Origin of the sequence: Rhodospira trueperi (assembly GCF_900101965.1) — a bacterium.
GTDB lineage: Bacteria > Pseudomonadota > Alphaproteobacteria > Rhodospirillales > Rhodospirillaceae > Rhodospira > Rhodospira trueperi.
The window spans coordinates 21228-46722 of sequence record NZ_FNAP01000018.1; the positions used below are offsets into that span (position 1 = coordinate 21228).

At 68.0% G+C, this 25495-nt stretch carries 25 protein-coding genes, 1 tRNA gene and 1 riboswitch; of the genes, 17 read left to right on the forward strand and 9 right to left on the reverse strand.

Annotated elements, in window-relative coordinates:
- Positions 1 to 86 precede the first annotated feature (86 nt).
- Positions 87 to 962 (reverse strand): division plane positioning ATPase MipZ, encoded by an 876-nt coding sequence (locus tag BLS85_RS16770; RefSeq protein WP_281242573.1) that lies wholly within the window; start codon positions 960 to 962, stop codon positions 87 to 89.
- A complete protein-coding gene (locus BLS85_RS16775; RefSeq protein WP_092787893.1) occupies positions 959 to 3061 on the reverse strand; it encodes a molybdopterin-containing oxidoreductase family protein in 2103 nt (700 codons plus the stop codon). The genes BLS85_RS16770 and BLS85_RS16775 overlap by 4 nt, the downstream gene beginning before the upstream one ends.
- A 284-nt stretch (positions 3062 to 3345) precedes the next feature.
- Between BLS85_RS16775 and BLS85_RS16780 the strand changes: the two genes are divergently transcribed.
- From BLS85_RS16780 to BLS85_RS16790, 3 genes are all read left to right on the forward strand, one after another.
- Positions 3346 to 4197 carry a hypothetical protein gene (locus BLS85_RS16780; RefSeq protein WP_143027236.1) on the forward strand — a complete coding sequence of 284 codons (852 nt, stop codon included), beginning with the start codon at positions 3346 to 3348 and terminating at the stop codon, positions 4195 to 4197.
- Positions 4198 to 4480: 283 nt separating this feature from the next.
- Positions 4481 to 5029 (forward strand): queuosine precursor transporter, encoded by a 549-nt coding sequence (locus BLS85_RS16785; RefSeq protein ID WP_245699272.1) that lies wholly within the window; start codon positions 4481 to 4483, stop codon positions 5027 to 5029.
- Between the two features lie 20 nt (positions 5030 to 5049).
- On the forward strand, positions 5050 to 5343 hold the full coding sequence (locus BLS85_RS16790; RefSeq protein ID WP_092787895.1) for a hypothetical protein: 294 nt from the start codon (positions 5050 to 5052) through the stop codon (positions 5341 to 5343).
- 47 nt (positions 5344 to 5390) lie between these two features.
- Here the strand turns inward: BLS85_RS16790 and phnE (BLS85_RS16795) are convergent, their stop codons facing one another.
- The 4 genes from phnE (BLS85_RS16795) to phnC form a co-directional block, all read right to left on the reverse strand.
- Positions 5391 to 6758, reverse strand: a complete 1368-nt coding sequence (gene phnE, locus BLS85_RS16795) for a phosphonate ABC transporter, permease protein PhnE (RefSeq protein ID WP_092787896.1) — start codon at positions 6756 to 6758, stop codon at positions 5391 to 5393.
- Entirely contained in the window at positions 6755 to 7624 is an 870-nt protein-coding gene (gene phnE / locus BLS85_RS16800; protein ID WP_092787897.1) for a phosphonate ABC transporter, permease protein PhnE, read from the reverse strand. The genes phnE (BLS85_RS16795) and phnE (BLS85_RS16800) overlap by 4 nt, the downstream gene beginning before the upstream one ends.
- An 85-nt stretch (positions 7625 to 7709) precedes the next feature.
- Complete coding sequence (gene phnD / locus BLS85_RS16805) at positions 7710 to 8636, reverse strand: phosphonate ABC transporter substrate-binding protein (protein ID WP_218128476.1); 927 nt, start codon at positions 8634 to 8636, stop codon at positions 7710 to 7712.
- An 86-nt stretch (positions 8637 to 8722) separates the two neighbouring features.
- Positions 8723 to 9550 (reverse strand): phosphonate ABC transporter ATP-binding protein, encoded by an 828-nt coding sequence (gene phnC, locus BLS85_RS16810; protein WP_092787899.1) that lies wholly within the window; start codon positions 9548 to 9550, stop codon positions 8723 to 8725.
- 431 nt (positions 9551 to 9981) lie between these two features.
- Here phnC and phnG point away from each other — a divergent pair, with 431 nt between their 5' ends.
- From phnG to BLS85_RS16845, 7 genes are read left to right on the forward strand one after another with little or no spacing between them, the layout of a single operon-like run.
- Complete coding sequence (gene phnG / locus BLS85_RS16815) at positions 9982 to 10461, forward strand: phosphonate C-P lyase system protein PhnG (protein WP_092787900.1); 480 nt, start codon at positions 9982 to 9984, stop codon at positions 10459 to 10461.
- Entirely contained in the window at positions 10461 to 11078 is a 618-nt protein-coding gene (gene phnH, locus BLS85_RS16820) for a phosphonate C-P lyase system protein PhnH (protein WP_092787901.1), read from the forward strand. Before phnG ends, phnH begins: the two co-directional genes overlap by 1 nt.
- Positions 11079 to 11081: 3 nt before the next feature.
- Positions 11082 to 12185: a carbon-phosphorus lyase complex subunit gene (locus BLS85_RS16825; RefSeq protein ID WP_092787902.1), complete on the forward strand. Its 1104-nt coding sequence runs from the start codon at positions 11082 to 11084 to the stop codon at positions 12183 to 12185.
- On the forward strand, positions 12182 to 13117 hold the full coding sequence (locus tag BLS85_RS16830; RefSeq protein ID WP_092787903.1) for an alpha-D-ribose 1-methylphosphonate 5-phosphate C-P-lyase PhnJ: 936 nt from the start codon (positions 12182 to 12184) through the stop codon (positions 13115 to 13117). Before BLS85_RS16825 ends, BLS85_RS16830 begins: the two co-directional genes overlap by 4 nt.
- On the forward strand, positions 13114 to 13914 hold the full coding sequence (gene phnK / locus BLS85_RS16835) for a phosphonate C-P lyase system protein PhnK (RefSeq protein WP_092787904.1): 801 nt from the start codon (positions 13114 to 13116) through the stop codon (positions 13912 to 13914). Before BLS85_RS16830 ends, phnK begins: the two co-directional genes overlap by 4 nt.
- Entirely contained in the window at positions 13911 to 14621 is a 711-nt protein-coding gene (gene phnL / locus BLS85_RS16840; protein ID WP_092787905.1) for a phosphonate C-P lyase system protein PhnL, read from the forward strand. Before phnK ends, phnL begins: the two co-directional genes overlap by 4 nt.
- The gene (locus BLS85_RS16845; RefSeq protein WP_092787906.1) at positions 14618 to 15253 is read left to right on the forward strand and encodes a DapH/DapD/GlmU-related protein; all 636 of its coding nucleotides are present in this window, start codon (positions 14618 to 14620) and stop codon (positions 15251 to 15253) included. The genes phnL and BLS85_RS16845 overlap by 4 nt, the downstream gene beginning before the upstream one ends.
- 97 nt (positions 15254 to 15350) lie before the next feature.
- Here the strand turns inward: BLS85_RS16845 and BLS85_RS16850 are convergent, their stop codons facing one another.
- The gene (locus BLS85_RS16850) at positions 15351 to 15614 is read right to left on the reverse strand and encodes a hypothetical protein (RefSeq protein ID WP_092787907.1); all 264 of its coding nucleotides are present in this window, start codon (positions 15612 to 15614) and stop codon (positions 15351 to 15353) included.
- 504 nt (positions 15615 to 16118) lie between these two features.
- Positions 16119 to 17375, reverse strand: coding sequence for a transcription termination factor Rho (rho, locus tag BLS85_RS16855; RefSeq protein WP_176793850.1), 1257 nt, complete (start codon positions 17373 to 17375; stop codon positions 16119 to 16121).
- Positions 17376 to 18083: 708 nt separating this feature from the next.
- On the opposite strand from rho, the gene BLS85_RS16860 reads away from it, so the two are divergent.
- The 7 genes from BLS85_RS16860 (at position 18084) to BLS85_RS19655 (ending at position 25069) form a co-directional block, all read left to right on the forward strand.
- Positions 18084 to 18158, forward strand: a tRNA-Thr gene (locus BLS85_RS16860).
- 301 nt (positions 18159 to 18459) lie between these two features.
- A riboswitch (cobalamin riboswitch) is annotated at positions 18460 to 18678 on the forward strand.
- A 287-nt stretch (positions 18679 to 18965) separates the two neighbouring features.
- On the forward strand, positions 18966 to 20900 hold the full coding sequence (locus BLS85_RS16865) for a TonB-dependent receptor plug domain-containing protein (RefSeq protein ID WP_176793852.1): 1935 nt from the start codon (positions 18966 to 18968) through the stop codon (positions 20898 to 20900).
- 36 nt (positions 20901 to 20936) lie between these two features.
- Positions 20937 to 21536, forward strand: a complete 600-nt coding sequence (locus tag BLS85_RS16870) for a DUF7676 family protein (protein ID WP_092787910.1) — start codon at positions 20937 to 20939, stop codon at positions 21534 to 21536.
- Entirely contained in the window at positions 21533 to 22399 is an 867-nt protein-coding gene (locus tag BLS85_RS16875; RefSeq protein WP_245699273.1) for an ABC transporter substrate-binding protein, read from the forward strand. Before BLS85_RS16870 ends, BLS85_RS16875 begins: the two co-directional genes overlap by 4 nt.
- Positions 22396 to 23388, forward strand: a complete 993-nt coding sequence (locus tag BLS85_RS16880; RefSeq protein WP_092787911.1) for a FecCD family ABC transporter permease — start codon at positions 22396 to 22398, stop codon at positions 23386 to 23388. Before BLS85_RS16875 ends, BLS85_RS16880 begins: the two co-directional genes overlap by 4 nt.
- The gene (locus BLS85_RS16885) at positions 23385 to 24200 is read left to right on the forward strand and encodes an ABC transporter ATP-binding protein (protein WP_092787912.1); all 816 of its coding nucleotides are present in this window, start codon (positions 23385 to 23387) and stop codon (positions 24198 to 24200) included. Before BLS85_RS16880 ends, BLS85_RS16885 begins: the two co-directional genes overlap by 4 nt.
- 533 nt (positions 24201 to 24733) lie before the next feature.
- On the forward strand, positions 24734 to 25069 hold the full coding sequence (locus BLS85_RS19655) for an energy transducer TonB (RefSeq protein WP_281242575.1): 336 nt from the start codon (positions 24734 to 24736) through the stop codon (positions 25067 to 25069).
- Between the two features lie 246 nt (positions 25070 to 25315).
- Here BLS85_RS19655 and BLS85_RS19335 read toward each other — a convergent pair.
- The coding region (locus BLS85_RS19335) for a hypothetical protein (protein WP_218128478.1) at positions 25316 to 25495 on the reverse strand (180 nt) is incomplete at its 5' end.

The window sequence follows — 25495 nt, forward strand, 5'->3', positions numbered from 1 at the left end:
CGGACCACATTCAATGCTGTTATTGACTGGGGCGCGGATGCCGTTTGGTAGCGATGGGATGGCGACGGCCTGATATGGAGCGTGTCTCACCCCACCGCCGCCTTGGCCGCCGGCGCGGACGCGGGCGCGACGCCGTCGCCCTCCTGGTGCGGCACGCCCAGGGCGTCGAGCAGGCGGCGCAGTTCCTGCCGCGCGGCGATGTGCGACATCGACAGGGTGATGTCGGTGCCCTTCTCGCGCAGGTCCAGCAGGGTCAGGCCCTTCAGGTACATCTCGCGGTAGATCACGCGCTCGCACAGGCCCTCGATCAACTGGAAGCCGATGCGCCGCGACAGGTCCCGCAACAGGCCTTCCATGTCGCGCTTGTTGCGGGCGTCGAGCTGCGACAGCCGGTTGCGCAGCACCACCCAGTGGATCGAACCGCCGTCGCGCTGCCCACGCTGTTTCTTGATGTCCCAGACCATCTCGCTGTAGTGGCTCGGGCGCAGGATGCGCATGCTGGCCGGGTCCACCTTGGCCAGCACGTCAAGGTCGATGAAGCTGTCGTTGAGCGGCGTGACCAGGATGTCGGCCCAGGCGTGGCCGGCCCGAGACAGGTGGTTGTCGGCCCCCGGGGTGTCGATCAGCACCAAGTCGCATTCGGTCAGCAGGGCCTGGACGGCGTCGTCCAGCCGGTTGCGGTCGCCGGCCTCCTGCCCCGTCAGGTGGATGGCCTGATGCGTGGGCATGGGCAACGGCAGCCCGAAGCGATGACTGTAGGATTCCCGGTTGGAGACGTAGGTGGACAGGGTGCCCTGTCGGGCGTCCAGATCGATGCTGCCGACCGTGAAGCCGGCGCGCAGAAAGCCGATCAGCAGATGCATGGCGACGGTGGACTTGCCGGACCCGCCTTTTTCGTTGCCGACCACCACGACGCGCGGCGCGCCGGGCGCGGTCTGCGGAATCGAGGACACCATGTTCATGGGCTGACGGCCTCCTGAAAGAGGGGCGGAGCGGCCGGCGTACCGGCGGATGCCGGGCGCAGCCACACCGCGCAGTCGTGATAGGCGGCACCGCCGTTGGGCGGCCCCGGGTCGGCGCCCACCAGGGCGTTGATGCCGACGCCCTCGGGGAAGGCATCGTTGGACCACAGGCTCTCGACGACAAGGGTTCCCGGGTTCAGGCCGGGGAGGCGACGCAGGCGAACGGTGACCTGACCGCGCCGGTTGCCGACGCACACCGGATCGCCATCGGTAAGGCCGAGCCGGTCGGCGTCGTCCGGAGGGACCATCACCGTGGGGCGGTCCTCCAGGCGGCGGCCGGTCGGGGTCTCGTTGAAGCTGGTGTTGAGGAAGTTTCGGGCCGGGGCCGTAACCAGGCGGAACGGATGCTCGTCGTCGGGGGCCTCGATCACATCGAGTTGGTCCGGCAGGTCCGGCATGACCCCCGCCTGGGCGCCGCGCCACGCGCCGTGAAAGCGGAAGCGGCCGTCCGGGTGGCCGAACCCGTCCTCGAAATGGTGCTTGGCGAACGACGCGGCGCAATCGACACCGCCCTGAGCGGCGATCTCGTCGGCCGGCGGCAGCCCGGACAGGCGCAGCGTCTCCTCGACCAGTTCGCGCGCGTCCATCTCGTTGGCGACGTGGGCCGGGGCGTCCAGACGCGCCATCAGCCCCCTCAGGACATCGTGGTTGCAGCGCGCCTCACCCGGCGGCTCCAGCACCTTCAACCCGACGCCCAGGAAGGTGTGGCCGCCGGCCTTGTACAGGTCGTCGTGCTCCAGGAAGGTGGTTGCCGGCAGCACCACGTCGGCCATGCGGGCGGTCTCGGTCATGATCTGCTCGTGGACGCAGACGAACACGTCCTCGCGGGCGAAGCCCTTGGCCACCCGGGCGCTGTCGGGCGCCACCACCATCGGGTTGGTGTTCTGGATCAGCATCGCGGTGACCGGCGGCCCGCCGAGCAGAGCCTCCCGCCCGCCGGTCAGGATTTCGCCGATGCGCGACTGGTCGAGCCAGCGCTGGGTGCCGTCACGGTGGTTATCGGCGGTGATCAGGCCGGTGTCGACGGGAAACAGGCCCGACATACTGTACAATGCGCCGCCGCCCCGGTGCGCCCAGGCGCCGGTGACGGCGGGCAGGCAACTGACGGCGTGCATGGCCGCCGCGCCGTTGCGCTGGCGGGTGAAGCCGTAGCCGAGCCGCAGGTAGGCCCGCTTGGTGCCACCGTAGAGACGGGCGAAGGTTTCGATCTCGACGGCCGGAATGCCGGTGATGCCCGCCGCCCACTCCGGGGTGCGGTCGTACAGATGAACCTCCAGCGCGTCCGGATCGTCCGTCTGGCGCGCCAGATAGGCCCGGTCGGCGAAACCGTCGCGGAACAGCACATGCATGACCGCACAGGCCAGCGCGGCGTCGGTGCCCGGGCGCGGCATCAGGTGCAGGTCGGCCTTTTCCGCCGTCGCCGTGCGGTAAGGGTCGATCACCACCACCCGCGCGTTCCGGGCCTTACGGGCCTTCGCCACCCAGGTCATGACGTTGACCTGGGTATGCACGGCGTTCAGGCCCCACAGCACGATGACCTCGCTGTCCATCATCTCGCGCGGATCGACACCCCACTTGTGGCCGACGCCGGCCTTCCAGCCGGCATCGGCCAGCGCGATGCAGAAGGTGCTGTCCTGCAACGAGGTGCCCAGCAGGGCGCGCAGCCGCTCGATGCCGTCGCGCTGCACCAGTCCCATGGTGCCGCCATAGTGATAGGGCCAGATGGCTTGCGGGCCATGACGGCGGCGGGCGGCGTCGAACGCCTCGGCGACGCGGTCGAGGGCCTCGTCCCAACCGATGGCCTTGAACCGGCCGGACCCCTTCGGCCCGTCGCGCAGCAGGGGCGTGGTCAGGCGGTCGGGGTTGTGCACGCGCTCAGCGTAACGGGCGACCTTGGCACAGATGACGCCGTCGGTGTAGGGATTGGCCCGGCTGCCGTGCACGCGGCCGACGCGGTCGGGCGCAAGCCGCTCCACCTCCAGCGCGCAGGCGCTGGGGCAGTCGTGGGGACAGGTGGAGCGGACGATCTCCACGGCCATCGGGCGGCCCTTTCGCTGCGGTGCCGGTCGACTTGGCGCCAAGACCTTGGGGGCTATGCGAGCATGTACCCCAAGGGGTAGCGCGTCACACTGTACAGGGAGTTGTCGGGGCCTGCAATGGCGTTCAAGGACCCGTGTCGCCCGCGATCCCAGGCCCGGCGTTGTGTTCCCGCGACCATAAGGGTACGGTCCCGACGCGGATTGCTTCTGGATGGCGTCGCCGAATGCCTGGAGGGCTCATGTCGTTTCGGACCATCGGACCTTGGGTCCTGGGCCTCGGGTTCATGGCGGCCCTGCTTTCGGTCATGACCGGCGCACGTGCCGAAGACGCCGTCATCAATGACCAGACCGTCGTTCATGTTCCGGCCTTTTCTGACTTGTGTGACATCAAGCCCGATCAGCATCTGGCGGATAACGTGGTGTTCGAACGCACGGCCACGATCATGGAAACGCACGGGAAACTCCTGTCGTATTCCACCGACTGCGCGGCGCTGGACCGGCTCCGGAACGGCGAAGGAGGGGCCCTGGACGAATGGGCGCTGTTGGCGGTGAACTATCAGCAGGATGGGACGTACATGACCGTGCCGAGCGGAATGAGCAGGGCGGACGCCATCGCGGAGCTGGCCGGCGTTTCGGAGTCGAGCATTCAAGAGAACATGGAAGCGGGCCGGGTTGCGTTTAATGAAAGGGTCGATGACGCACTCGGCGATCTGTATGATGGAACAACGTTGGCTGGCGTTCGGCCTCTGGGTATCTTGGAGTACAACGACAGGGCCTTGTATACCGGCGCCTTGTTGCGGTTAGAAGAACCGGAAGGCACGCGAATCGTGGCCGGCGTCGTCGGCATTACAACGCACAAGAACTACTTTGTTTCATTAAGCTACTACAAGGTCTACGAAGACGACAGCACGATCCCCGGCCTTCTGGACGTCGTGCGGGAAGAGGTCACCGAGTTCCTTGACGCGAACAGCAGCGCCGCCGCCGCCGCATTGATCGCGTCCGACGCGACGACCGACGGAGATGACAGCAACGGGACCGCGATCGTCGTCGGTCTCATCGCGGGGGGCGCGGCCGTCGGCGGCGTCGCGGTTCTTCTTTTCGGTGTCCTTGTCCGTCGTCGGCGCGGTGCGCGGTAACAAAATTGGGTTCAGCGAGCCGCCGGCTTCGCCTGCCGGGACGCCGCGCCCCGACGAACCAGCGTCACCGGATCCTGGTCGGCCGGCCGTCCCCGACGCCCCCTCCGCGCGCGGCGATGCTTGGCTTGCCCACCTTACGACGCTTGAGCGAGGTCACCTCCCGCCACGAAGGCGTCACAAACCTGTGGGATCAAGGGGGTTCGGGTGGTGCATGGCGCCGCGCGGCCGGGGGCCGGCCAGCGCCTTCACCCACCCTTAACGGACCAAGGACGACGCCCCATCCATGACCCATCCCGAGACCGGCCGCATGTCCTGGACATCCCTCGCCCTGCCCGTCGCCGCCATGGCAGTGGTGGTGGTGGCCTCCAACATCCTGGTCGGCTATCCCCTCAACGACTGGCTGACCTGGGGGGCCCTGAGCTATCCCGTCGCCTTCCTGGTCACCGACCTGACCAACCGCCGATTCGGCCCCGAGCGGGCGCGGCGGGTGGTCTACGTCGGGTTCGCGCTGGCGGTGGTGCTGTCCATTGCGCTGGCCACGCCGCGCATCGCGCTGGCCTCCGGCACGGCCTTCCTGCTGGCGCAGACCCTGGACGTGCAGGTGTTCGACCGGCTGCGGAACCGGGTGTGGTGGCTGCCGCCCCTGGTGTCCTCGACGCTGGGTTCGGCGCTGGACACGGTGCTGTTCTTCACCCTGGCCTTTGCCGGCACCGGGCTGCCGTGGATCGGCTGGGCGGTGGGCGACTACGGTGTCAAGGTCGCGGTGGCGTTGGCGCTGCTGCCGGCGTTCCGCCTTCTGGCCCGCGCCCCCGGACTGGCGGCGGCGCGATGAGAGGGCGCGGCGCACGGCGGATGATCCTGGTCGCCGCGTTTGTGGCGGCGCAGGGGGCGACGTCGCCGCTTCGGGCGGCCGACGAGGCATCCTCCCCGGCGCGACCGCAGATCATGCTGTGCGTGTACGGTCCCGACGGCGCCATCGTCACCGGCAACGTCAAGTGCCCGCCCCGGGCTAAACCGGCCGACGACATGATGCCGGCCGCGCACTGCTTCTATGACACCAGCGGACAGTTGTGGCGCGGTCTGCCGCGCTGCCCGCGCACGGCCCCAGCCTTCCTGATGGAGGACGCGGACCAGATGCCGCAGTGACGCCCGGCGCGCGCTCACCGGCCGCGCGCGGCCGGTGAACCCGGGTCCTATCCTCCTCGGATCAGGCGGCGGCGCAGCCAGCTCGACAGCCCATCCATGGCCACCACCAGCAGGATGGTCAGGATGATGATGTAGAGCGTGTTTTCCCAGTCGCGGGAGGTCCGGATGGTCTCCACCAGCACCAGACCGATGCCGCCGGCGCCCAGGGCACCGATGACCGTGGCGGACCGCATGTTGGATTCCAGATAATACAGCCCCTGGGAGACGAACACCGGCAGGATTTGGGGAATGACGCCGTACCGGTAGCGCTGCCAGCGGTTGGCGCCGGTCGCCGAGACCCCCTCGATCTGCTTTCGGTCAATGTTCTCCAGCGCCTCGGAGAACAGCTTGCCCAGCGTGCCGGTGTCGGTGAAGGCGATGGCCAGGGCGCCGGTCAGCGGCCCCAGACCGAAGGCGCGGATGAAGATCAGCGACCAGATCAGCATGTCGATGCCGCGCAGGAAGTCGAACAGCCGGCGCAGGGCGAAGCGGATCACGCCGAACCGGTTGAACGTATGGGCGGCGGCGAAGGCCAGCGGCAGCCCCACCAGGGCGGCGGTGAAGGTCCCCAGCACGCCCATCAGCACGGTTTCCAGCAAGGCCTTGAAGATGTGGCCGTGCTGCCATTCGGGGTTGTTCCAGAAGGTCTCGAAGATCAGGGCCGCGTTGGACCGCGCCGGGTCCAGACGCTCCTCAGAGACCGCCAGACCCGCGACCTCGCCCGCCGACAGGCCGTGCAGCGGGGAATTGAATGGGAAGAAGAAGTGCTCCCAGCCCGTGAAATAGCGGTGAATCTCGATCTTGGAGCGGGTGATCTGGATGCGTTTGTCGATCGTCGGCCGGGCATCGAACTTCACCAGGTGACCGGTGGTGACGTTCATGCCCTCGCGCACCCAGTCCGGTTTTTCGCCGGAATAGCCGATGGTCACGCCGGTCTCGATCACCTGCACGTCAATGGTGCCATCGTCCGGCGTTTCCAGGGTGACGTGATCGCCGACGATATGGACCACGTAGCCGTCGCCCAGGTCCACGTCCACGGTCTCGGCGTCGTCGTCGGCCCGGACCCAGGCCGGATAGGTATCGGGGGTGTAGGTGGCGGTGCGTTCGCCCTCCACGGCCACCTCGAACTCGGGCCGTCTGAGAGACTTGGTGACGTGCACCTTGTGCGCAACCGAGTCGGTGACCAGCAGCACCGCGCGCTGCGGCTCGGCGGTGGCGATCAGGCGCGGGATGTCGAACGCGAACACGGCATAGATCAGGTAGGTGAACACGAGGACCAGACTGACCAGGGCCACCAGACTGCCCCGAGCCACGTGTGTCACGGCCCTCGGATGGGCCGCCAGCAAAGCGTCGCGATCGAACGTCGGTGTGCTCATGCCATCATCCGCCGTCCGGAGAGGGTTCCCGTGGCCAAGCTGCGCCGGATCATCCCCGACACCTGATCGATGATCGTGATGGATGCGAACAGCAGCAGCAGCAGCGCCGCCGTTTCCTGACCCTTGCCCCAGCCGATGGTGCGCAGCAGTTCGGCGCCGAGGCCGCCGGCGCCAACGTACCCGAGGATGGCGGCCGCGCGCACGTTGATCTCAAACCGCAGGAGGAAGTAGCTGAAATAGTTCGGCAAAACCTGCGGCAAGACCCCGAAACGCATCCGCTTCGGCCAATTGGCGCCAACCGCCTGAAGGCCCTCGACGGGGCGGCGGTCGATGTTTTCGTTCACTTCGGAGAACAGCTTGCCGAGCGCGCCCACGGTGTGAAAGGCGATCGCGATGACCGCCGGGACCGAACTGGCGCCCAGGACGAAGATCAGGAACAGCGCCAGGACCAGTTCGGGGAAGGCCCGCATAATGTCCATCATGCGGCGCGAAACCGGAATCAGCGGTGGCCAGACATCAAGATTGCGGGTGCTGAGAAAGGCGAACACAGCGGCGAAGACACCGCCCAGGATGGTGGCCGTCGCGGCAATGTTCAGCGTTTCGACCAGGGCCGGCACGAAGCGCCAGACGATGCCCCAGAAGGCCCAGCCGACCGCCCAAGCTTCCTCGATCACGTCGCCAGGATAGTCGAAAAACTGACTCATCCCCTTCATGAACCCGCCGGAGTTCATGGACTCGGCCTGGGTGTAGCCGGCGACCAGAATGATCACCAACACCACGATCGTCAGCATGGAATACAGCCGTCGGCGCTGTTCCAGGGCCACGATGCCGGCGTGTTGGTCGGGATCGAAGGTGAGGGAGGTCATGACGCTTCGGACTGCCTGAGTGGGCGAAACGGAACCGGGGGGCGGCCTGTGAAAGCCACCCCCCGAACCGGACTGTGGGTAAGGCTTAGTCGCCCATCTTGGCCTTGCGGGCCTCGATGACGCTGAGGTAGGCGTCATGCGTGATCGGGTCGATGTCCTTGATCTCGCCGGCCATGAAGCCGTAGGCGCACTCGGCGTCGGTGTGGACCAGGTCATCGATGAAGGCGGTGACCTTCTCCTTCACGTCGGCCGGCAGGCTCGTACGCAGCACGATCGGGCCCTCGGGGATGACGTTGGAGCGCCAGATTTCCACCAGCTCGGTCATATCCACCAGCCCGGCATCCACGGCCTTGCGGAAGGCGCCGCTGTTGAAGCCGTCTTCCCACTCGCCCAGGCCGTCAGCCCAGGACACGCCGGCGTCGTAGTCGCCGTTGAAGACGCCGACGATGGTCTGCTCGTGGCCACCGGAGAACACGACGTCACCGAAGTACTCGCCCGGCTTCATGCTGTAACCGGCCTGCGGGATTTCGATCGACGGGATCAGGTAGCCGGAGGTGGAGTTCGGGTCACCGAAGGCGAAGACCTTGCCTTCCATGTCGTCCAGCGAGGTAATGCCACTGTCGGCGCGGGCGAAGCCGATGGAATGGTAGCCGTAGCTGCCGTCCACGTTGACCTTGACCAGCACCGGCTCGACGGCGTCCGGATTTTCCAGATAGGTCTTGGCGTAGCCGGAGGCGCCCAGCCAGGCCAGGTCCAGGTTGCCACCGATCAGGCCCTCGATGACGCCGTTGTAGTCGGCGGGGGCGAACATCTTGGTTTCGACACCGAGCAGGTCCTCGATATGGGCGCGCAGGCACTCGTTGGAGCGCAGGCGGTCGTTGGCGTTCTCGCCGCCCAGGATGCCGATGCGGAACTCGTCAATGGACTCGTCCTGGGCTTGGGCGACGGTGGTGGCGGCGGCCAGGATGGCGGCGGAGCAGGCGACGGCCTTGAGGGACAGGGACAGATTCACGGGATCCTCCTTGGATTCAACGTGCGGTGTGGCTCGCATGACAAAGGCCCCGGACGGGCGGGTCCGGGGCCAGGGTGGGCGGCGGATCAGGCGGAGGCCCTTGCCGCGCGGAGATAGGCAACGCCCTCCGGTTGGGCGGGGTCGTCGTTCAGAGAGGTCGAGGTCACGCCCTCATCGAACGACTCGTCGGCGCCATAGATGTCACGCGCGACGTCGGTGGTGACCGCGTGGGCCGGACCATCGAACACGATCTCGCCGGCGCGCATGCCGATGACGCGGTCGCAGTAGGTCCGGGCGGTGTCCAGGGTGTGCAGGTTGCAGATGACGGTCAGGCCGTCGCGCTCGTGAATCTCGCGCAGCGACGCCATGACGATCTGCGCGCTCATGGGGTCCAGCGAGGCGATGGGCTCATCGGCCAGGATCATGCGCGGATCCTGGGTCAGCGCACGGGCGATGGCCACGCGCTGTTGCTGGCCGCCGGACAGGTCCTCGGCGCGTTTCATGGCTTGGTCGGCGATGCCCAGGCGCTCCAACGCGTGCAAGGCGCGTCCGATGTCCTCGCGGCTGAACATCTTCAGCACGCTCCGCAGGGTGCCGTGACGGTTCAGGCGCCCGAGCATGACGTTGGTCAACACGTCCAGGCGCGGCACCAGATTGAACTGCTGGAAGATCATGGCGCAGTCGCGCTGCCAGTCGTGGCGGGCGCGGCCACGCAGGGACAGGATGTCGCGGCCGTCGATCTCGATCCGGCCCTCGGTCGCCGGGGTGAGATGATTGATCATGCGCAGCAGGGTGGACTTGCCGGCACCGGACCGGCCGATGATGCCGACCATCTGCGGGACGGGAACGGCGAAGCTGGCCGCGTTGACGGCGGTGACGCTGCCAAAGGTCTTGGTCAGCCCGATCACCTGCATGGCGTTTCCCCGCAATTCCCGAACATGTTGATGGTCATGGCATCTCATCGCCGCGCGGCACAACGCGGGTGACACGCCGCGTCCCCGCCCGACCCATTTGTCTGGACCCTAGCAAGGGCATCGCCAGCAACGAAAGACGGATTCCGACAAGATATAACAAATTAACCAAAGTGAAACAGTCGCGCTGACGACGCAGGTCCGCCCACGTCACCTCCAACCCGAGCGTCACAAAACGGAAACCGTTCTGTCATTTTGTTTATTTTGACTCGGGGCATGCGACGCGCTACCTGATTGTGGACACATGAGACTGGCTCAGGGGCGGATTCCTCCGGTTTTCTGCTTGCGCGCCTGTCTACTTGTCTATACGATTTGATCAACCGCTGCCTTTGCGAAGGGACGGCGGACGATGCCTCGTCGGGAGCCCTGCCCTCATGACCGTGGCCGCTTCGGACCTTGACTCAGACAGGACAGACCGCCAGCGCTGGATGCGGGTGCTCGCGCTGGCCCTGCCGGATCGCCTTGAGGCCGCGTGGGACGCGGTCACGGATCCCCCCGCCGTGCGCACCCTGCGCCCGCCGGAGATCGGCACCGCGATGGTGACGGCGCGCGCCGGGGGAACCGGTGCCCGCTTCAATTTGGGCGAAATGACCCTGACCCGCTGCGCGGTGGCCATCGACGGCGCCGACGGCACCACCCGGGTCGGACACGGTCATGTCGCCGGACGGAATCGCCGGCACGCCGAACTGGCGGCGGTGTTCGATGCCCTGCTTCAGGACCCCGCCCATCAAGACCGGTTGGAACGGACGCTCATCGCCCCGCTGGCCGCCGAACAGGAGGCGGCGCGACACGAGACCTCACGCCGGGCGGCGGCCTCACGCGTGGACTTCTTCACCATGGTTCGGGGGGACTGATGGACGCCCTTGCCTTATCCTCGTCCTCATCCGCCGCCCCCGCGCCCGGACTGACCGACCCGGTGTTCGACGCCCAGCGGCTGTTCCGGATCGCGCTGGCAGCGCTGTCGCGCCCCGGCACGGTCCATCCGCTGCCGGTGGACCTGGATCCGCCTTCGCCCCTGACGCCCTGGGCCGGCGCGCTGGCGCTGACGCTGCTGGACCTGGACACGCCGGTCTGGCTTGACGTCGGCCTGGACACCCCGGCGGTGCGCGACTGGTTGCGCTTTCATGCCGGCTGTCCGCTGGTGGCGACGCCGGAGCAGGCGGCCTTCGCGCTGGTGGGGCGGGTGGCCGACCTCGACGACCTGACCCGCTTCGCCATCGGCGACCCCGAGTATCCGGACCGAAGCGCCACCGTGATCGCGCAGGTCGCCGGGCTGGAGCCCGGAGCCGGCTGGACCCTGACCGGTCCCGGCATCAAGGGCCGCGCCCGCCTGTCGGTGGACGGCCTGCCCTCCGGTTTTCCCGACGCCTGGGCGGAGAATGCCGCGCTGTACCCCCAGGGCGTGGACCTGTTCCTGGCCGCGCCGCGCCATCTGGCGGCGCTGCCCCGTTCCGTGACCGTGGAGGGTTAAGCCATGTACGTCGCGGTCAAGGGCGGCGAGGCCGCCATCGACGCCGCCCACGCCCAGCTTGCCGATCTGCGCCGGGGCGACCGGAGCGTGGCCGCGCTGTCGCTGGACCAGATCCGCGACCAGATGGCCCTGGCCGTGGCCCGCGTGATGGCCGAGGGCTCGCTGTACGATCCCGATCTGGCCGCCCTGGCCCTGAAGCAGGCCTGGGGCGATGTCGCCGAGGCCATCTTCCTGGTCCGCGCCTACCGCACCACCCTGCCCCGGCTGGCCGCGACGCGCCCCCTCGACACCGCGCGCATGGTCGTGCGTCGGCGCATCTCGGCGACCTTCAAGGACCTGCCCGGCGGGCAGGTGCTGGGTCCCACCTTCGACTACACCCACCGCCTGCTCGACTTCGCGCTCGCCGCCGAGGACGAGCCCCTCGCCGAGCCGCCGCCGCCGGCCGAGGCGCCGCTGGACCCCGACATGCCGCGCGTGACCGACATTCTGGGCGCCGACGGCCTGATCGAACCGGAGAGTGACCCGGACGCGGACAATCCCGACGCCCCGGTTCCCGACCTGACGCGCGAGCCGCTGACCTTCCCCGCCGGCCGGGCCATGCGCCTTCAGGTGCTGGCGCGGGGAGACGAGGGCTTTCTGCTCTCGCTAGGCTACTCCAGTCAGCGCGGCCACGGCGGCACCCACCCGTTCGCCGGCGAAATCCGCATGGGCGAGGTGGAGGTCGAAATCATCCCCGAGGACCTGGGCTTCCCGGTCACCATCGGCACCGTGACCGCCACCGAATGCCAGATGATCAACCAGTTCCAGGGCAGCAAGACCAAGCCGCCCCAATTCACGCGCGGCTACGGCTTGGTGTTCGGGTTCAATGAGCGCAAGGCCATGGCCATGAGCCTGGTGGACCGCGCCCTGCGCGCGCCGGACCTGGGCGAGCCCGTGGTTGCCCCGGCCCAGGATGAGGAGTTCGTGCTGTCCCACGCCGACGTGGTGGAGGCCAGCGGCTTCGTGCAGCACCTCAAGCTGCCACACTACGTCGATTTCCAGGCCGAACTGGACTCCGTGCGGCGCATGCGCCGGGCCGCCGAGACCGGAGAAGGGGCGGACTCATGACTCAGCACGACAGCGGCGTGACCTTCGGATACCTGGACGAGCAGACCAAGCGCATGATCCGCCGCGCGGTGCTCAAGGCGGTGGCGATTCCGGGCTATCAGGTGCCTTTCGCCGGGCGCGAGATGCCACTGCCCTACGGCTGGGGCACGGGCGGCATCCAGGTCACCGCCAGCATCATCGGGCCGGACGACGTGCTGAAGGTCATCGACCAGGGCGCCGACGACACCACCAACGCCGTCTCCATCCGCCGCTTCTTCCGCCGCGTGACCGGTGTCCGCACCACCGAGCACACGACCGAGGCCACGCTGATCCAGACCCGCCACCGCATTCCGGAAACACCGTTGGGGCCGGACCAGATCCTGATCTATCAAGTGCCCATCCCCGAGCCCCTGCGCTTCATGGAGGCGCGGGAGACCGAGACCCGGCGCATGCACGCCCTGGCCGATTACGGCGTGATGCACGTCAAGCTGTACGAGGACATCTCTCAGTATGGGCGCATCGCCAAGGCCTACGACTATCCGGTGATGGTCAATGGGCGGTACGTCATGGCCCCGTCGCCGATCCCCAAGTTCGACAATCCGAAAATGCACGACGCGCCGTTTCTTCAGCTTTTCGGCGCCGGACGCGAAAAGCGCATCTACGCCGTGCCGCCCCATACCAGCGTGGTCAGTCTGGACTTCGAGGACCATCCGTTCGAGGTGCAGAGCTGGGACCGCGTCTGCGATCTGTGCGGCGCGGACGACAGCTATCTCGACGAGGTGGTGACCGACGACGCCGGCGGGCGGCTGTTCGTGTGTTCCGACAGCGACTACTGCGCCGGCCGCCGCGCCGCCGGCCACGAGGGGCCGGCCGCCGCCAGCGCCGCCGGGGCCGCGCTGTCCGAAACCATGACGGCGGTGTCGCGCGAAGCCGACGGGGAGGGAACGCCATGAACGCGGCGCCCCTGATGGAGGCGGAGCGCCCCCTGCTGGCCGTCTCCGGCCTGGGCAAGGCGTTCGGCGCCCGTCGCGCCTGTGACGACGTGTCGTTCGACCTGTATGCCGGCGAGGTGCTGGGCGTTGTGGGCGAGTCCGGCTCCGGCAAGACGACCCTGCTGCGCTGCCTGTCCGGCGACCTGACCCCGGATACCGGCACTGTGCTCTATGGCCCGAACGGGAATGGCCCGGGATTGGACGTTCATGCCCTGCCGGAAGGTCGCCGCCGCCTCTTGATGCGCACCGAGTGGGGCTATGTGCACCAGAACCCGCGCGACGGCCTGCGCATGGGTGTGTCGGCCGGCGCCAACATCGGCGAGCGCCCCATGGCCGTCGGCGCGCGCCACTACGGCCACATCCGCGCCCAGGCCGCCGACTGGCTGGCGCGGGTGGAAATCGAGAACGACCGCCTGGACGACCGGCCCGTCACCTTCTCCGGCGGCATGCAGCAACGCCTTCAGCTCGCGCGTGTGCTCGTCAATGGCCCCCGGCTGGTGTTCATGGACGAGCCCACCGGTGGCCTGGACGTCTCGGTCCAGGCGCGCCTGCTCGACCTTCTGCGCGATCTGGTCACCCGCCTGGGGCTGGCCGCCGTCATCGTCACCCATGATCTGGCGGTGGCCCGCCTGCTGGCGCACCGGCTGATGGTGATGAAGGACGGTCGCGCGGTCGAGCATGGCCTGACCGATCAGGTTCTGGACGACCCGCACCATCCCTATACCCAGCTTCTCGTGTCCTCGGTGCTGCAAGCATGATCCTTCCCGACGACGTTATGATCCAGGCCGGGGGCCTGACCAAGACCTTCGTCCTCCACACCCAGGGCGGAACGGCGATCCCCGTGTTCCGGGACATCACCCTGACGGTGCGCGCGGGGGAGGTGGTGGCCCTGCACGGTCCGTCCGGGGCCGGCAAGTCCACCCTGTTGCGCACCCTGGTCGCCAACTACCGGCCCGACGCCGGCCATGTCATGGTGCGCCACGGCGGCGACTGGGTGGACATGGTCACCGCCCCGCCGCGCCATGTGCTGGCCGTGCGGCGCCACACCATGGCCCATGTCAGTCAGTTCCTGCGGGTGATCCCGCGCGTGCCGACCCTGGACGTGGTGGCCGAGCCCCTGATCGCGCTGGGCGAGGAGCGGACGGCGGCCCGTGCGCGCGCCGGGGCGCTGCTGGCGCGCCTGAACATTCCCGAACGTCTGTGGTCGCTGGCCCCGGCGACGTTCTCCGGCGGCGAGCAACAGCGCGTCAACGTGGCGCGCGGATTCGTCTCGGCCCGTCCCATCCTGCTGCTGGACGAGCCGACGGCCTCGCTGGACCGCGCCAACCGGGACATCGTCGTCGACCTGATCCGCGAGGCCCGCGACGACGGCGCCGCCGTGGTGGGGATCTTCCATGACGCAGAGGTCCGCGCCGCCGTCGGCGCCCGCCTGTTCACCCTGGAGCGCCGGGAGACCGCCGCATGAGCGCCGGCACGCTGTCCGAACGGCCGACCGTCGATCCCACGGCCACCGTCACGAAGAGCACGCTGGGTCGCTGGACCGAAGTGCAGGAGCGAGTCAACCTGACCGAAGTGTCCATGGGCGATTACAGCTACATCTGCAACGACAGCGAGGCGTTCGCCACCACCATCGGCAAGTTCGTCTCCATCGCCGCGCACACCCGCCTGAATCCCGGCAACCATCCCATGACCCGGGCCAGCCAGCACCATTTCACCTATCGGGCGGGAAAGTTCGACCTGGGCGAGGACGACGCGGCGTTCTTCGACTGGCGCCGCGCCTCGCCCGTGACCATCGGCCACGATATCTGGATCGGCCACGGCGCCATCGTGCTGCCCGGTGTGTCCATCGGGGACGGCGCGGTGGTGGGCGCCGGCGCGGTGGTCAGCCGGGATGTCGCCCCCTACACCATCGTGGCCGGGGTGCCGGCCAAGCCGATCCGGGCGCGCTTCCCGGCGAACATCGTGGCCGCCCTGGGGCGGATCCGCTGGTGGGACTGGGATCACGACACGCTGCGGGCGCGACTCGGCGATTTCCGGGCGCTCGACATCGCCGCGTTCTGCGCCCGCTACGATCCAGGAAGCACCAAACCCGCCTGATCCCGGCCGACGATCCGGGTGGCGGTTTCGCCGGCCGGAATCACCCCGGTTGCAGGCGCGCCCGGGTCCCGGCGCCACAAGCTCGCGCTTGCCGCTCTCATCGCGCTTCGAAGGAGCGGTCGAAATCGCGCAGGGCGGACTGATACCGCGCCGCCGCGCTGGAATCGCCCCGACGATTGGCCGTCACGGCGGCCCGGTCGAGAACCTCGCGAATGGTCTGGGACCCGTAAGGCTGGCGCAGGGTCATTTCCGTCCAGGCGGCCGCCAGCATCGGCACCATGCCCTCGCTTTCCGCGATGGCCGCGACACAGGGCGAGGTCGAGGCGGTCAGCGTTCTGATGCGTTGGAGATCCTGTCTCATGATCGTACCTCCAGCTCTTCTCCGGCCGATGTCCCGCAACGGAAGACATCGAAAAATCAGTTGCGGCGCCGAAGAAGCTATATCATGATGCCAACGGGCTCTCCGAATAGCAATATCACTGAAGAATGATATGGATTTGCATTTAATATTTCACCCGCGTTTATTTGCTTCTTATTGATGATAAACAGGCGCGACCTCACCCGTTCGGACTTAATTTTCGCCATTCGAAGCCCAGAGACTCGCGCGGATATTGTTCAGGTGAGGGGTGCCGGCGTATTGGACGGATGCGGGCCCCCTTCTTTCGAGCGTCAAACGATGGGTCGATCCGTGTCCTTCGGATGGCCCAAATCGTCGGAACGGGATTGGGTTGAATTGAAGGAAAATTGACGACAACCCCGACCGAAAAAACAGAAAACGGTGCCCCTGTCACTGGAGCACCGTTTCATTCCAATCAAACACAGACGCAGGTGGCGGACGGGCGTCCGCCAAGCCGCCAACCGCGCATCAACTGTTCATCGACTCGAAGAAGTCCGCGTTATTCTTCGTGTCCTTCAGCTTGCCCAGCAGAAATTCCATGGAGTCCTGCACGCCCATGGGCATGAGGATACGCCGCAGCACCCACATCTTCGACAGCGTCGACTTAGGCACCAGAAGCTCTTCCTTGCGGGTGCCGGAGCGGGTGATGTCGATGGCCGGGAAGACGCGGCGATCCGCCAGCTTGCGGTCGAGGATGATCTCGGAGTTGCCGGTGCCCTTGAACTCCTCGAAGATGACCTCGTCCATGCGCGAGCCGGTGTCGATCAGCGCCGTGGCGATGATGGTCAGCGAGCCGCCTTCCTCGATGTTGCGGGCGGCGCCGAAGAACCGCTTGGGCTTCTGCAGGGCGTTGGCGTCGACACCGCCGGTCAGCACCTTGCCGGAGCTGGGCACCACGGTGTTGTAGGCGCGCGCCAGTCGGGTGATGGAGTCCAGCAGGATCACCACGTCGCGCTTGTGCTCAACCAGCCGCTTGGCCTTCTCGATCACCATTTCGGCGACCTGGACGTGACGGCTGGCCGGCTCGTCGAAGGTGGAACTGACCACCTCGCCGCGCACCGAGCGGTCCATATCGGTGACTTCCTCGGGCCGCTCGTCGATCAGCAGCACCATGAGATAGGCTTCGGGGTGATTGGCGGAAATGGCGTGGGCGATGTTCTGCAACACCATCGTCTTGCCGGTGCGCGGCGGCGCGGTGATGAGCGCGCGTTGGCCCATGCCCAGGGGGGTCACCAGATCGATGACGCGGGTGGTGTAATCCTTGCGGGTCGGATCGTCGATTTCCAGGCCCAGCTTCTGGTCCGGATACAGCGGCGTCAGGTTGTCGAAGTTGATGCGGTGACGGACCTGGTCCGGCTCTTCGAAATTGATCGTGTTGACCTTGAGCAGCGCGAAGTAACGCTCGCCATCCTTGGGAGCGCGGATCTGGCCCTCGACGGTATCCCCGGTGCGCAGAGAGAAGCGCCGGATCTGGCTGGGCGAGACATAAATGTCGTCGGGGCCAGGCAGGTAGTTTGCCTCGGGTGATCGTAGAAAGCCGAAGCCGTCCTGGAGGATTTCCAGCACGCCCTCACCGAAAATGGCCGTGTCGTTGTCGGCCAGTTGCTTGAGGATCGCGAACATCATTTCCTGACGGCGCAGGGTGCTCGCGTTTTCGATCTCAAGCTCTTCGGCGAATGCCAGAAGGTCTTTGGGGGTTTTCTTTTTCAGATCCTGAAGCTGCATGATTGTCTCGGCGGTCGCGCGGGAAAAAGGAAGAAAGGGCCCTGGGAGACCGTTCCGGTCGGCCCACCGCTCCGGTTGCATACGCCTGTGCGGCATTGGACACCGGGCCAAGGCTCGGGCCATCACGCCTGTCGGCAACGGAAAGGAAACAAACGGGCCAGGAAACCGGACGCGGTCAACGGGACCGCGTCGTGTCAGGGGGCCAGGCATCATCCTGCTATCGTCGGACGTCCGCCTCTGCGTCGGGCGACGCGGACAGCGTGGATGATCGATGGAGGAGGGATGAGTTGCGTCCGGCCAGAGCCCGAACGACATGACATTAGGAAATGCCGGCCTTGCGCGCAAGAGGAATCTCCGCCGTGCCGGGGGTCCGGCTGCCCGCGACGTCCGAGACGGAGTTTTGAGACCGGCCTGACGGCCCGCGAACACGGTCAGGCCCTTCAAGGTGGGGGGCCGCTTGGCGCCCCGGGAGGCAGACGGACCAAAACTGCTCGCCGGAACGCCCCTAAGTCGGGGAAGAGCGCCCGGTTCGCGTCTGGAGCCCCGGCCTGTCATCCACCTAAGGTACTTTCTTCGATCCCTCGCCCCCAATATGGGATGTCGGCGCACGCCGAAAAGGGGTTGCAATGCCCCCGCCCAGCGGCTAGAAAACCCGCCTTGCCCTGCCCGGGCCGGCCATCGCGCCGCCGGGCCACAGGCGCGTCTGGCGCCGCCGTAGCTCAGGGGTAGAGCACACCCTTGGTAAGGGTGGGGTCGGGTGTTCAATTCACCCCGGCGGCACCATTTTTCCGAAGACAAATCAAGATGTTAATGGGCGCCTTCAGGGCGCCTTTTTTTTCGTGGGCGATGTCCGAGACCCCGCAGAAAAAACCCATGTGATTCAACGCGCCAGCCCTAAGCTTGGCGTTCAGTCGGTCACCGCACCGGGCCCCCGGCTCAGTCGTTTTCGCCGGGCGGCCTTGTGAAAGGGGGGGGGGAGGCCGACACGTCCCTCCTGGCAGCAGGTCTCATGTTGGCCGTACGGCCTCCGAAGGGAACTGCTGGCCCCCGAGCGCTTGGCTTGACAGGCCCACGAGCGGCGCCTAAAGGTGACGGCGTTGGTGGTTCCTCGCGGCCCTTGGGCCGGAGGTGAAAAGGGAACGACGGAGCGGTTCCGTAATGGGACCGCAAGCCGTGGCTGCCCCCGCAACTGTGAGCGGCGAGATCCGTTCCGAGAGGCCACTCGGTCCCATCCGGGATCGGGGAAGGTGGTTCGGATCGAAGACCCGCGAGCCAGGAGACCTGCCACCGACAGCGTCACTCTACCCACGGTCGGGGTGTGCCGAGGGTGCGGGCAAGCCGTTGCGGTGACGCGCCGTTTGGACGTCGCCGAGGCTTGTCGAGAGCTGCGCACCAAGCGCCTTCTCCGCCAAAGCCAGCACTGTGCAGCGAAGAGAGTCTCGTGCGGTCGTGACGCGCTGGGCCGTTCGCTGGTGGGCGGCGTCCGTCGTCAACCCTTTTGGGGCGGCGTGGTGCGGGTCAGGGGGGAGAACGTGCCGAACGGCACCCCGCGTGCGCCCATGGGCCGCCCCGGCGATGGAGTGCGCGCCCATGAGTCCTTCCCGTCCGTCCTCGTCTTCCGCGTCCTGGCAGACCACTGCGTCCCGCCTCACGCTTGCATCCATTCTGGCGATATCGGCCCCCACGGTTCTTCGCGCGGCCGAGGACGCCGACGACGGGACCGAAACCGTCGCCGACACCACCATCACGGTGACCGCGCCCCGCCTGGAGGGCGTGCCGCAAGAGCGTACCACTGGCAGCGAAACGACGGTCACCGCCAAGGACATCGAGGACCAGCAAATCCGCCGCCTGGACACGGCCCTGGAACTGGTGCCCGGCCTCAACCTCGGCGGGCGGCGCGGCGCCAACCCCCGGCCCATCGGCATCCGGGGCCTGGGTCCGCGCAATACCCGCGTGTTCATCGACGGCATCGAGGTCAGCGACACAAGCCAGGCCCAGTCACAGTTTCAGACCGACGGCCAGATGATGATGGACATCGACCGCATCGAAGTGCTGCGGGGCGCCCGCCCTGGCCGTTTCGGCGCGGACAACGCCGGCGGTGTCATCAACATCACGACCAAACCGGCCACGGGGCCGTTGTCCGGTCAGCTCAGGACCGAATACGGCGGCTACGACACCAAGCGGGTGAGCGGCACCGTGTCCGGCGCGCAGGGTCCGGTGGACCTGCGCCTGTCGGCCGGTGGCACCCATACGGAAGGCTTTTCCGATTACAACAAGAACCGGGGTGGACGGGAGGACGACCCGTCCTGGTCCGCCTCGATCGGCGGCCGCCTGGGCATTCAGGCCACCGAGGATCTGCGCTTTGATGTCGTCGGCCACTACCTCCGCGAACACATCCAATGGGACTATTCGACCGGCGACACCGACGGCATCGACAACCACACGAAGCGGTTCGTGCGCGGGGCGGCCACGCTGGAGATGCTGGACGACACGCTCATCCACACACTGGGGCTCTCCGACGCGCTGACGACGCGCGACTTCAACGGCGCTGGACGCGGCAACGATTCCTACTATGGCGGCAAGATGCGCATCGACTACGTGGGCACGTGGGCGGCGAGCGATGGTGTTTCGCTGGAGTTCGGTGCTGACGCCACTCGGGAACGCATCGAGATCAACGCGCCGAGCCAGATGCGGGCGGTCTCGCTGACCGAGGAGGATATGTGGCAGGGTGGCGCCTTCATCAGCCTCGGCGTGACCCCGCTGGAGGGCCTGGACCTGTCGGCCAGCGGACGGGTGGACGAGCACGAGACGTTCGGGTCGGAGTTCACCTATCGTCTGGGCGCGGCCTACACGATCGAACAGACCGGCACCACGGTGCGCGGCAGCTACGCCACCGCATGGCAGACGCCCTCGCTCTACGAGCGCTACGACCCTTGCTACGGCAACGCGGATCTGGACCCGGAATCCAGTCAGGGCTGGGACGTCGGTGTGGACCAGAGATTGTGGGCCGACCGCCTCGTCGGTCATGTGACCTACTTCCAGAACAGCGCCGAAGACCAGATCGACTGGGCCACCAGTGCCGGCCAGAAGCCGGGATGCCCGTTCGCTGGCGGCTACGTCAACGTGAACGAGGCGTTCACGCAGGGTGTCGAGGTCGCCGTGTCCGCCCGTCCGCTGGACACCGTGGACGTCTCGTTCGGCTACACGTGGCAGAACGCCATCAACGATGAGACCAAAAAGCGCCTGGAGAATGTTCCGAACAACCAGGCGACGGCCTCCGTGACATGGCGGTTCCTGCCTGAGGCCATGGTCAACGTCGGGGTGCGCTACCGCGACCGCATCACCCGCTTCGGCGCCAAGGCGGACGCGTTCTGGACCGCCGACGTGCGGCTGGCCTACGACGTGCTCGACACCGTTACCGTGCATGGCCGCGTGGAAAACCTGTTCGATGCCGACTACGAGGAAACGCCCGGGTACGGTACGGCCGGCCGCGCCGTCTACGGCGGGGTCACGGTGCGGTTCTGATCCCGGGCGCGCAGACCACCTTGAGGAGGCATGCCCATGACGACGCAAACGATCACCGCATCCCCGGCCGTTCCGTACATGATGGAGGAACCGGGCGCCGGCCGGGTGGAGATCTTCCCGCTGCCGACCGACGAGGCGACGCTGTTCCGATTGCTCAAGGACCTGTTCGAGGGCGCCTGGGACCGCATCGTCTTCGGCACGCTGATCCAAGGCGCGGTCTACGAGATTCAGCTCTCGGAACCGCCGCGCCGGATCAGCCTTCTGGATGGCTATGCGACCGTGGACCTGGGCGCGTGGCACTTCCACGTCTGCATCGGCGAGAACAAGGGCATGCCGCACCGGCCCACCGACCCGGACCTCGCCCGGCATCGACGGACCCACCGCGCCGAACTGGCGCGGATGCTGCGCCCGGACGGGACCCCGCGCAGTTGGCAGGTGCGGCTGTTCAACGGCAAGGACGAGAACCAGATGACGGTGTTCCTGCCGCATCCGTTCCTGGAGCCGGGCGAGGTCATCACCGAAGCGCCGGACTGGTCCCGCCTCGACCTGTGGGATGACCTCCGGCGCCGATACCTGGGACTGGATCCGGATCCCCTGGACCGCACCGGGCATGGCAACCCTTGCGGGGGTGGATGATGCGGCCCGCGCGGCGCGGCGGCACGCTCCTGCTGGCGATTGCCCTCGCCTGGGGGATGGTCGTCCGTGTGGACGCGGCGCCGTTGCCGCGCGTCGCGTCCGCCACGCTGTGCGGCGATCAGTACGTTCTGGCGCTGGCGGACCCGGCACAGATAGCCGTCCTGTCGCCGCAGGCCACCGATCCACGCCTGTCGCTGCTGGCCAAGGACGCGGCGGCCTATCCGCGTCGGCCCAACGCGGCCGAGACGTATCTGGACGCCGGCGTGGATGTGCTCATCACGAACGCGTGGACCGACCACACCACGGCCCGCCTTCTGGAACGGTTCGGCGTGCGGGTCGTCCGGATTCCGACGTTGAACGACATGGAGGCCATCGCGGCCATGACCCGCGACATCGGCCGCGCCCTGGGCCACCCCGAGCGCGGGGACGCGCTGGCCGCGCGCTTTGTGGCGCGGGTGGAAGCCTTGCGTCTGGCCGCGCCCGGCCGCGACCGTCTGTCTCTGTACCTGCGGCCGGGCGGCGGCACGGCGGCGGAGGGCGCGTTCGTCGCCACGCTGATGGAGGCCGCCGGCCTGCGCAACCAGGCCACCGAGGCCGGCTTGACCGGGTGGACCTCCTGGAACCTGGAGCGGTTCATCGCCGCCCCGCCCGACCTGATCGTCACCAGCTTCTTTGACTCGCCCCATGCCGGCGTGGGGCGGGCGTTCGGCAACCATCCGGCCTTCACCCGCCGGGCCGAGCGGATTGACCGGATCGAGGTGCCGGGCCAGACATGGATTTGCGGCAGCTGGATCCTGGAAGAGGCGGCGGCCTTCCTGCATGAGCGACTGGACCGCCTGAACGCGGCGGAGCCCCGACCATGAGCGCCCGCGTTCCCGTCGTGATGGCCGTTCTAGCCGTAGGACTGGTCGGCGCGCTCGCCGGCCTGATGATCGGCTATGTGCCCTATGGACCTCTGACGGTGCTGGAGGGCTTGGCCGGCTTTGGCGATCCGGTGGCCACGGCCATCGTGCGCGAGGTGCGCCTGCCCCGCACCCTGCTGGCGTTGGAGGTGGGCGCCGCCCTGGGTCTCGCTGGCGCGGCCCTGCAAGGCCTGCTGCGCAATCCCCTGGCCGAGCCCGGCCTGATCGGCGTGTCGTCGAGCGCGGCGCTGGGCGCCGTCATCGCCTTTCACTTCGGGCTGATGGCCTGGGCCGACTGGGCGCTGCCGGCGACCGCCATTCTGGGGGCCGCGACCACCACGCTGGTCCTCCTGCTGATCGCCCGCCGGGCACCCGGCACCCTGACCCTGATCCTGTCCGGGATCGCCCTGTCGAGCCTCGCCGGCGCCTTGACGTCGCTGGCGCTGAACCTGGCCCCCAACCCCTATGCTCTGAACGAGATGGTGCTGTGGCTGATGGGGTCCATCAAGGACCGGTCGATGGACGAGGTCGTGCTGGTGCTGCCGTTCCTGCTGGTGGGCGGGACCTTGCTGCTGGCGACCGCGCGCGGGCTGAACGCCCTGACCCTGGGCGAGGAGACGGCGCAGACCCTGGGCATCCACTTGGGGCGCCTGCGGGCGCTGGTGATCCTGGGCATCGCGCTGGTGGTGGGTGCCGCAGTGTCCGTTTCCGGCGCCATCGGCTTCGTCGGGTTGGTGGTGCCGCACATGATGCGGCCCTTCGTCGGCCATCAACCCAGCCGCCTGCTGATCCCGAGCGCCCTGGGCGGCGCGGCGCTGGTCACCGTCGCCGATACCCTGGCGCGCATCCTGCCGACCCACCAGGAGGTCATGGTCGGGGTGCTGACGGCGATGCTGGGGGCGCCGTTCTTCCTGACCCTCGTGTTGCGGCAATGGAGAACCATGCCATGACCGGCCTTGCGACTGAGGACGTCGGAGTGCGCGTCGGCGGCCGATCTCTCGTCGACGGCGTCTCGCTGGAGGCGCCGCGCGGCGCCGTCACCGGTGTCATCGGCCCCAACGGCGCCGGCAAGTCCACCCTGCTGCGCGCGATCGCCGGGGTCCTGCCCCATGCGGGACGGGTGACGTTGGACGGCGCGCCGCTGCCGCGTCCCGGCAGCCGCACGCGGGCGCGGCTGGTCGGGTATCTGCCCCAGTGTCAGGACGTCCACTGGCCCGTCACCGCGCGCCGCGCGGTCGAACTCGGCCGCCTGCCGCATCTCGGTCCCTGGTCGTCGCTGTCCCGCGCGGATACGGCGGAGGTGGACGCGGCCCTAACCAAGACCGACAGCACCCGGTTCGCGGACGCCACCGTCACCACCCTGTCGGGCGGCGAGCGGGCCCGCGTTCTGCTGGCGCGCGTGCTGGCCGCGCAGACGGCCGTGGTGCTGGCCGACGAGCCGGTGGCGGCGTTGGACCCCGGCCACCAACTCGCGGTGATGGAAATGCTGCGAGATGAGGCCCGCGCCGAGCGCCGGGCAGTGGTCGTGGTCCTGCATGACCTGTCGCTGGCCGCCCGCGCCTGCGAGCACCTGGTGCTGATGGATGGGGGCCGGGTGGTTATGGCCGGACCAGCGGATGAGGTTCTCGGATCCCCGTGGCTCGACCGGACCTACGCCGTCCAGTTCGGGCAGGGGCACGTCCGGTCCGTGCCGGTGGTGACCCCGGTCCGGCGGCTGGAGGCCGGAGAGCATCGCCCCGAAGAGCATCGTCATGCCTCCTGACGGGGACGGACACGGCCATGCGCGACGATGTGGCCTTGCCGCTGACCCGGTCAGACCGTCCAGCGCCACCGGTGCGCCGGGTGCGGCCGCACGAGGTTGCGGTGGCCGGTCTGGCCTCCGTGGGGATTCATGTGGCGCTCGCGGCCGCCGTTCTTCTGGGCCCGGGGTCCGCGCCGGAGCCTGAGCCCGTCGGGCCGCCGGTGATCGCGGTCATGCTGGCGGGTCCCCCCGGGGGCGGCGGAGGCGCACCGGAGCCCGCGCCAGAGACAGCGCAACAGCCCGCTTCGGACACGATACAGGAGCCCACGCCGAAACCGGCGCCCGACCCCATACCGGACCCAGAGCCCATACCCGAACCGGCGCCGGAACCAGAGCCCGAGCCTGAATCCCCTCCTGAACCAAGGCCGCCACCGCCACCAGCCCCGCGACCGCCCGAGCCCCAAAGGGTCGAACCGCGCCGCTCCACGCCTGCGACCCAGGATGCGGCGCACCGGACCGCGCCCGGCCCGACGCGTCCGATCCGGGCGTCGATGATGGCCGCACCGGCCGGGGCGAGCAGCGCTCCGGGTGCCGGCGCGGGCGATCCCCTTCAGCCCCCGGGCTACACCCTGGGAAGTGCCCGGAACCCGGCCCCCGCCTACCCACAGCGGGCCCGGACATTGGGCCAGGAGGGAACCGTTGTGCTGTCTGTCAGGGTCTCGCCAGACGGGACCGCAGAGCAGGTCACCGTGGCGCGCAGCAGCGGGTCCGGCATCCTGGATCGGGCCGCCGCGAGAACCGTGGAAGGCTGGCGGTTCCGCCCGGCGACCCGGGCCGGCATTCCGGTCTCCGCCACCGCCCGCGTCACCATCCGGTTCGTGTTGCGGTGACGCGGTCGCCGCCTCGGACGGCCGGTCCGTTGCCATGGCGGGGCCGTCTTGGGCATGGTCTCGGCGCGTGGTCAGTTCCAGAGGACCGAGCCATGAGAGGGACGACCCCGGCCGCTCTCGCCAGTGCGTTGTTGCCGGCCTCCCCGGCGGGTTCGCATCCACATGTGTGGATCGCTGCCGACGCAACCGTGGCCCTGGGGCCGGATGGCCGGATCACCCCGGATCGGTCACCGGGTTTTGGACGGATCAGTGGTTTGTGAGCGAAAACAGAAGGCTATCCTCGATTTTGAGCGGCCCACTTTTTTTCAGGGTGTTTTTGGCGCTGTCGCTCAGAGCCTGACCCAAAAGGGTCTTGCGCCCGGATTGGGTGCGTGATTCAAGGTGCTTGGTATGAACAGCCGAGCGACGCACGATGTGGACCAAAGA

Excerpts from the sequence above, each read along its gene's own strand:
- phnE (WP_092787897.1), bottom strand. The coding sequence starts at position 7,624 with ATGACCTCCCTCACCTTCGATCCCGACCAACACGCCGGCATCGTGGCC.
- phnE (WP_092787896.1), bottom strand. The coding sequence starts at position 6,758 with ATGAGCACACCGACGTTCGATCGCGACGCTTTGCTGGCGGCCCATCCG.
- BLS85_RS16780 (WP_143027236.1), top strand. The coding sequence starts at position 3,346 with ATGGCGGCCCTGCTTTCGGTCATGACCGGCGCACGTGCCGAAGACGCC.
- phnH (WP_092787901.1), top strand. The coding sequence starts at position 10,461 with ATGGACGCCCTTGCCTTATCCTCGTCCTCATCCGCCGCCCCCGCGCCC.
- BLS85_RS16880 (WP_092787911.1), top strand. The coding sequence starts at position 22,396 with ATGAGCGCCCGCGTTCCCGTCGTGATGGCCGTTCTAGCCGTAGGACTG.
- BLS85_RS16850 (WP_092787907.1), bottom strand. The coding sequence starts at position 15,614 with ATGAGACAGGATCTCCAACGCATCAGAACGCTGACCGCCTCGACCTCG.
- rho (WP_176793850.1), bottom strand. The coding sequence starts at position 17,375 with ATGCAGCTTCAGGATCTGAAAAAGAAAACCCCCAAAGACCTTCTGGCA.
- BLS85_RS16830 (WP_092787903.1), top strand. The coding sequence starts at position 12,182 with ATGACTCAGCACGACAGCGGCGTGACCTTCGGATACCTGGACGAGCAG.
- BLS85_RS16790 (WP_092787895.1), top strand. The coding sequence starts at position 5,050 with ATGATCCTGGTCGCCGCGTTTGTGGCGGCGCAGGGGGCGACGTCGCCG.
- phnL (WP_092787905.1), top strand. The coding sequence starts at position 13,911 with ATGATCCTTCCCGACGACGTTATGATCCAGGCCGGGGGCCTGACCAAG.
- BLS85_RS16770 (WP_281242573.1), bottom strand. The coding sequence starts at position 962 with ATGAACATGGTGTCCTCGATTCCGCAGACCGCGCCCGGCGCGCCGCGC.
- BLS85_RS19655 (WP_281242575.1), top strand. The coding sequence starts at position 24,734 with ATGGCCGCACCGGCCGGGGCGAGCAGCGCTCCGGGTGCCGGCGCGGGC.
- phnG (WP_092787900.1), top strand. The coding sequence starts at position 9,982 with ATGACCGTGGCCGCTTCGGACCTTGACTCAGACAGGACAGACCGCCAG.
- phnK (WP_092787904.1), top strand. The coding sequence starts at position 13,114 with ATGAACGCGGCGCCCCTGATGGAGGCGGAGCGCCCCCTGCTGGCCGTC.
- BLS85_RS16875 (WP_245699273.1), top strand. The coding sequence starts at position 21,533 with ATGATGCGGCCCGCGCGGCGCGGCGGCACGCTCCTGCTGGCGATTGCC.
- BLS85_RS16775 (WP_092787893.1), bottom strand. The coding sequence starts at position 3,061 with ATGGCCGTGGAGATCGTCCGCTCCACCTGTCCCCACGACTGCCCCAGC.
- BLS85_RS16870 (WP_092787910.1), top strand. The coding sequence starts at position 20,937 with ATGACGACGCAAACGATCACCGCATCCCCGGCCGTTCCGTACATGATG.
- phnC (WP_092787899.1), bottom strand. The coding sequence starts at position 9,550 with ATGCAGGTGATCGGGCTGACCAAGACCTTTGGCAGCGTCACCGCCGTC.
- BLS85_RS16885 (WP_092787912.1), top strand. The coding sequence starts at position 23,385 with ATGACCGGCCTTGCGACTGAGGACGTCGGAGTGCGCGTCGGCGGCCGA.
- BLS85_RS16825 (WP_092787902.1), top strand. The coding sequence starts at position 11,082 with ATGTACGTCGCGGTCAAGGGCGGCGAGGCCGCCATCGACGCCGCCCAC.
- BLS85_RS16785 (WP_245699272.1), top strand. The coding sequence starts at position 4,481 with ATGACCCATCCCGAGACCGGCCGCATGTCCTGGACATCCCTCGCCCTG.
- BLS85_RS16845 (WP_092787906.1), top strand. The coding sequence starts at position 14,618 with ATGAGCGCCGGCACGCTGTCCGAACGGCCGACCGTCGATCCCACGGCC.
- BLS85_RS16865 (WP_176793852.1), top strand. The coding sequence starts at position 18,966 with ATGAGTCCTTCCCGTCCGTCCTCGTCTTCCGCGTCCTGGCAGACCACT.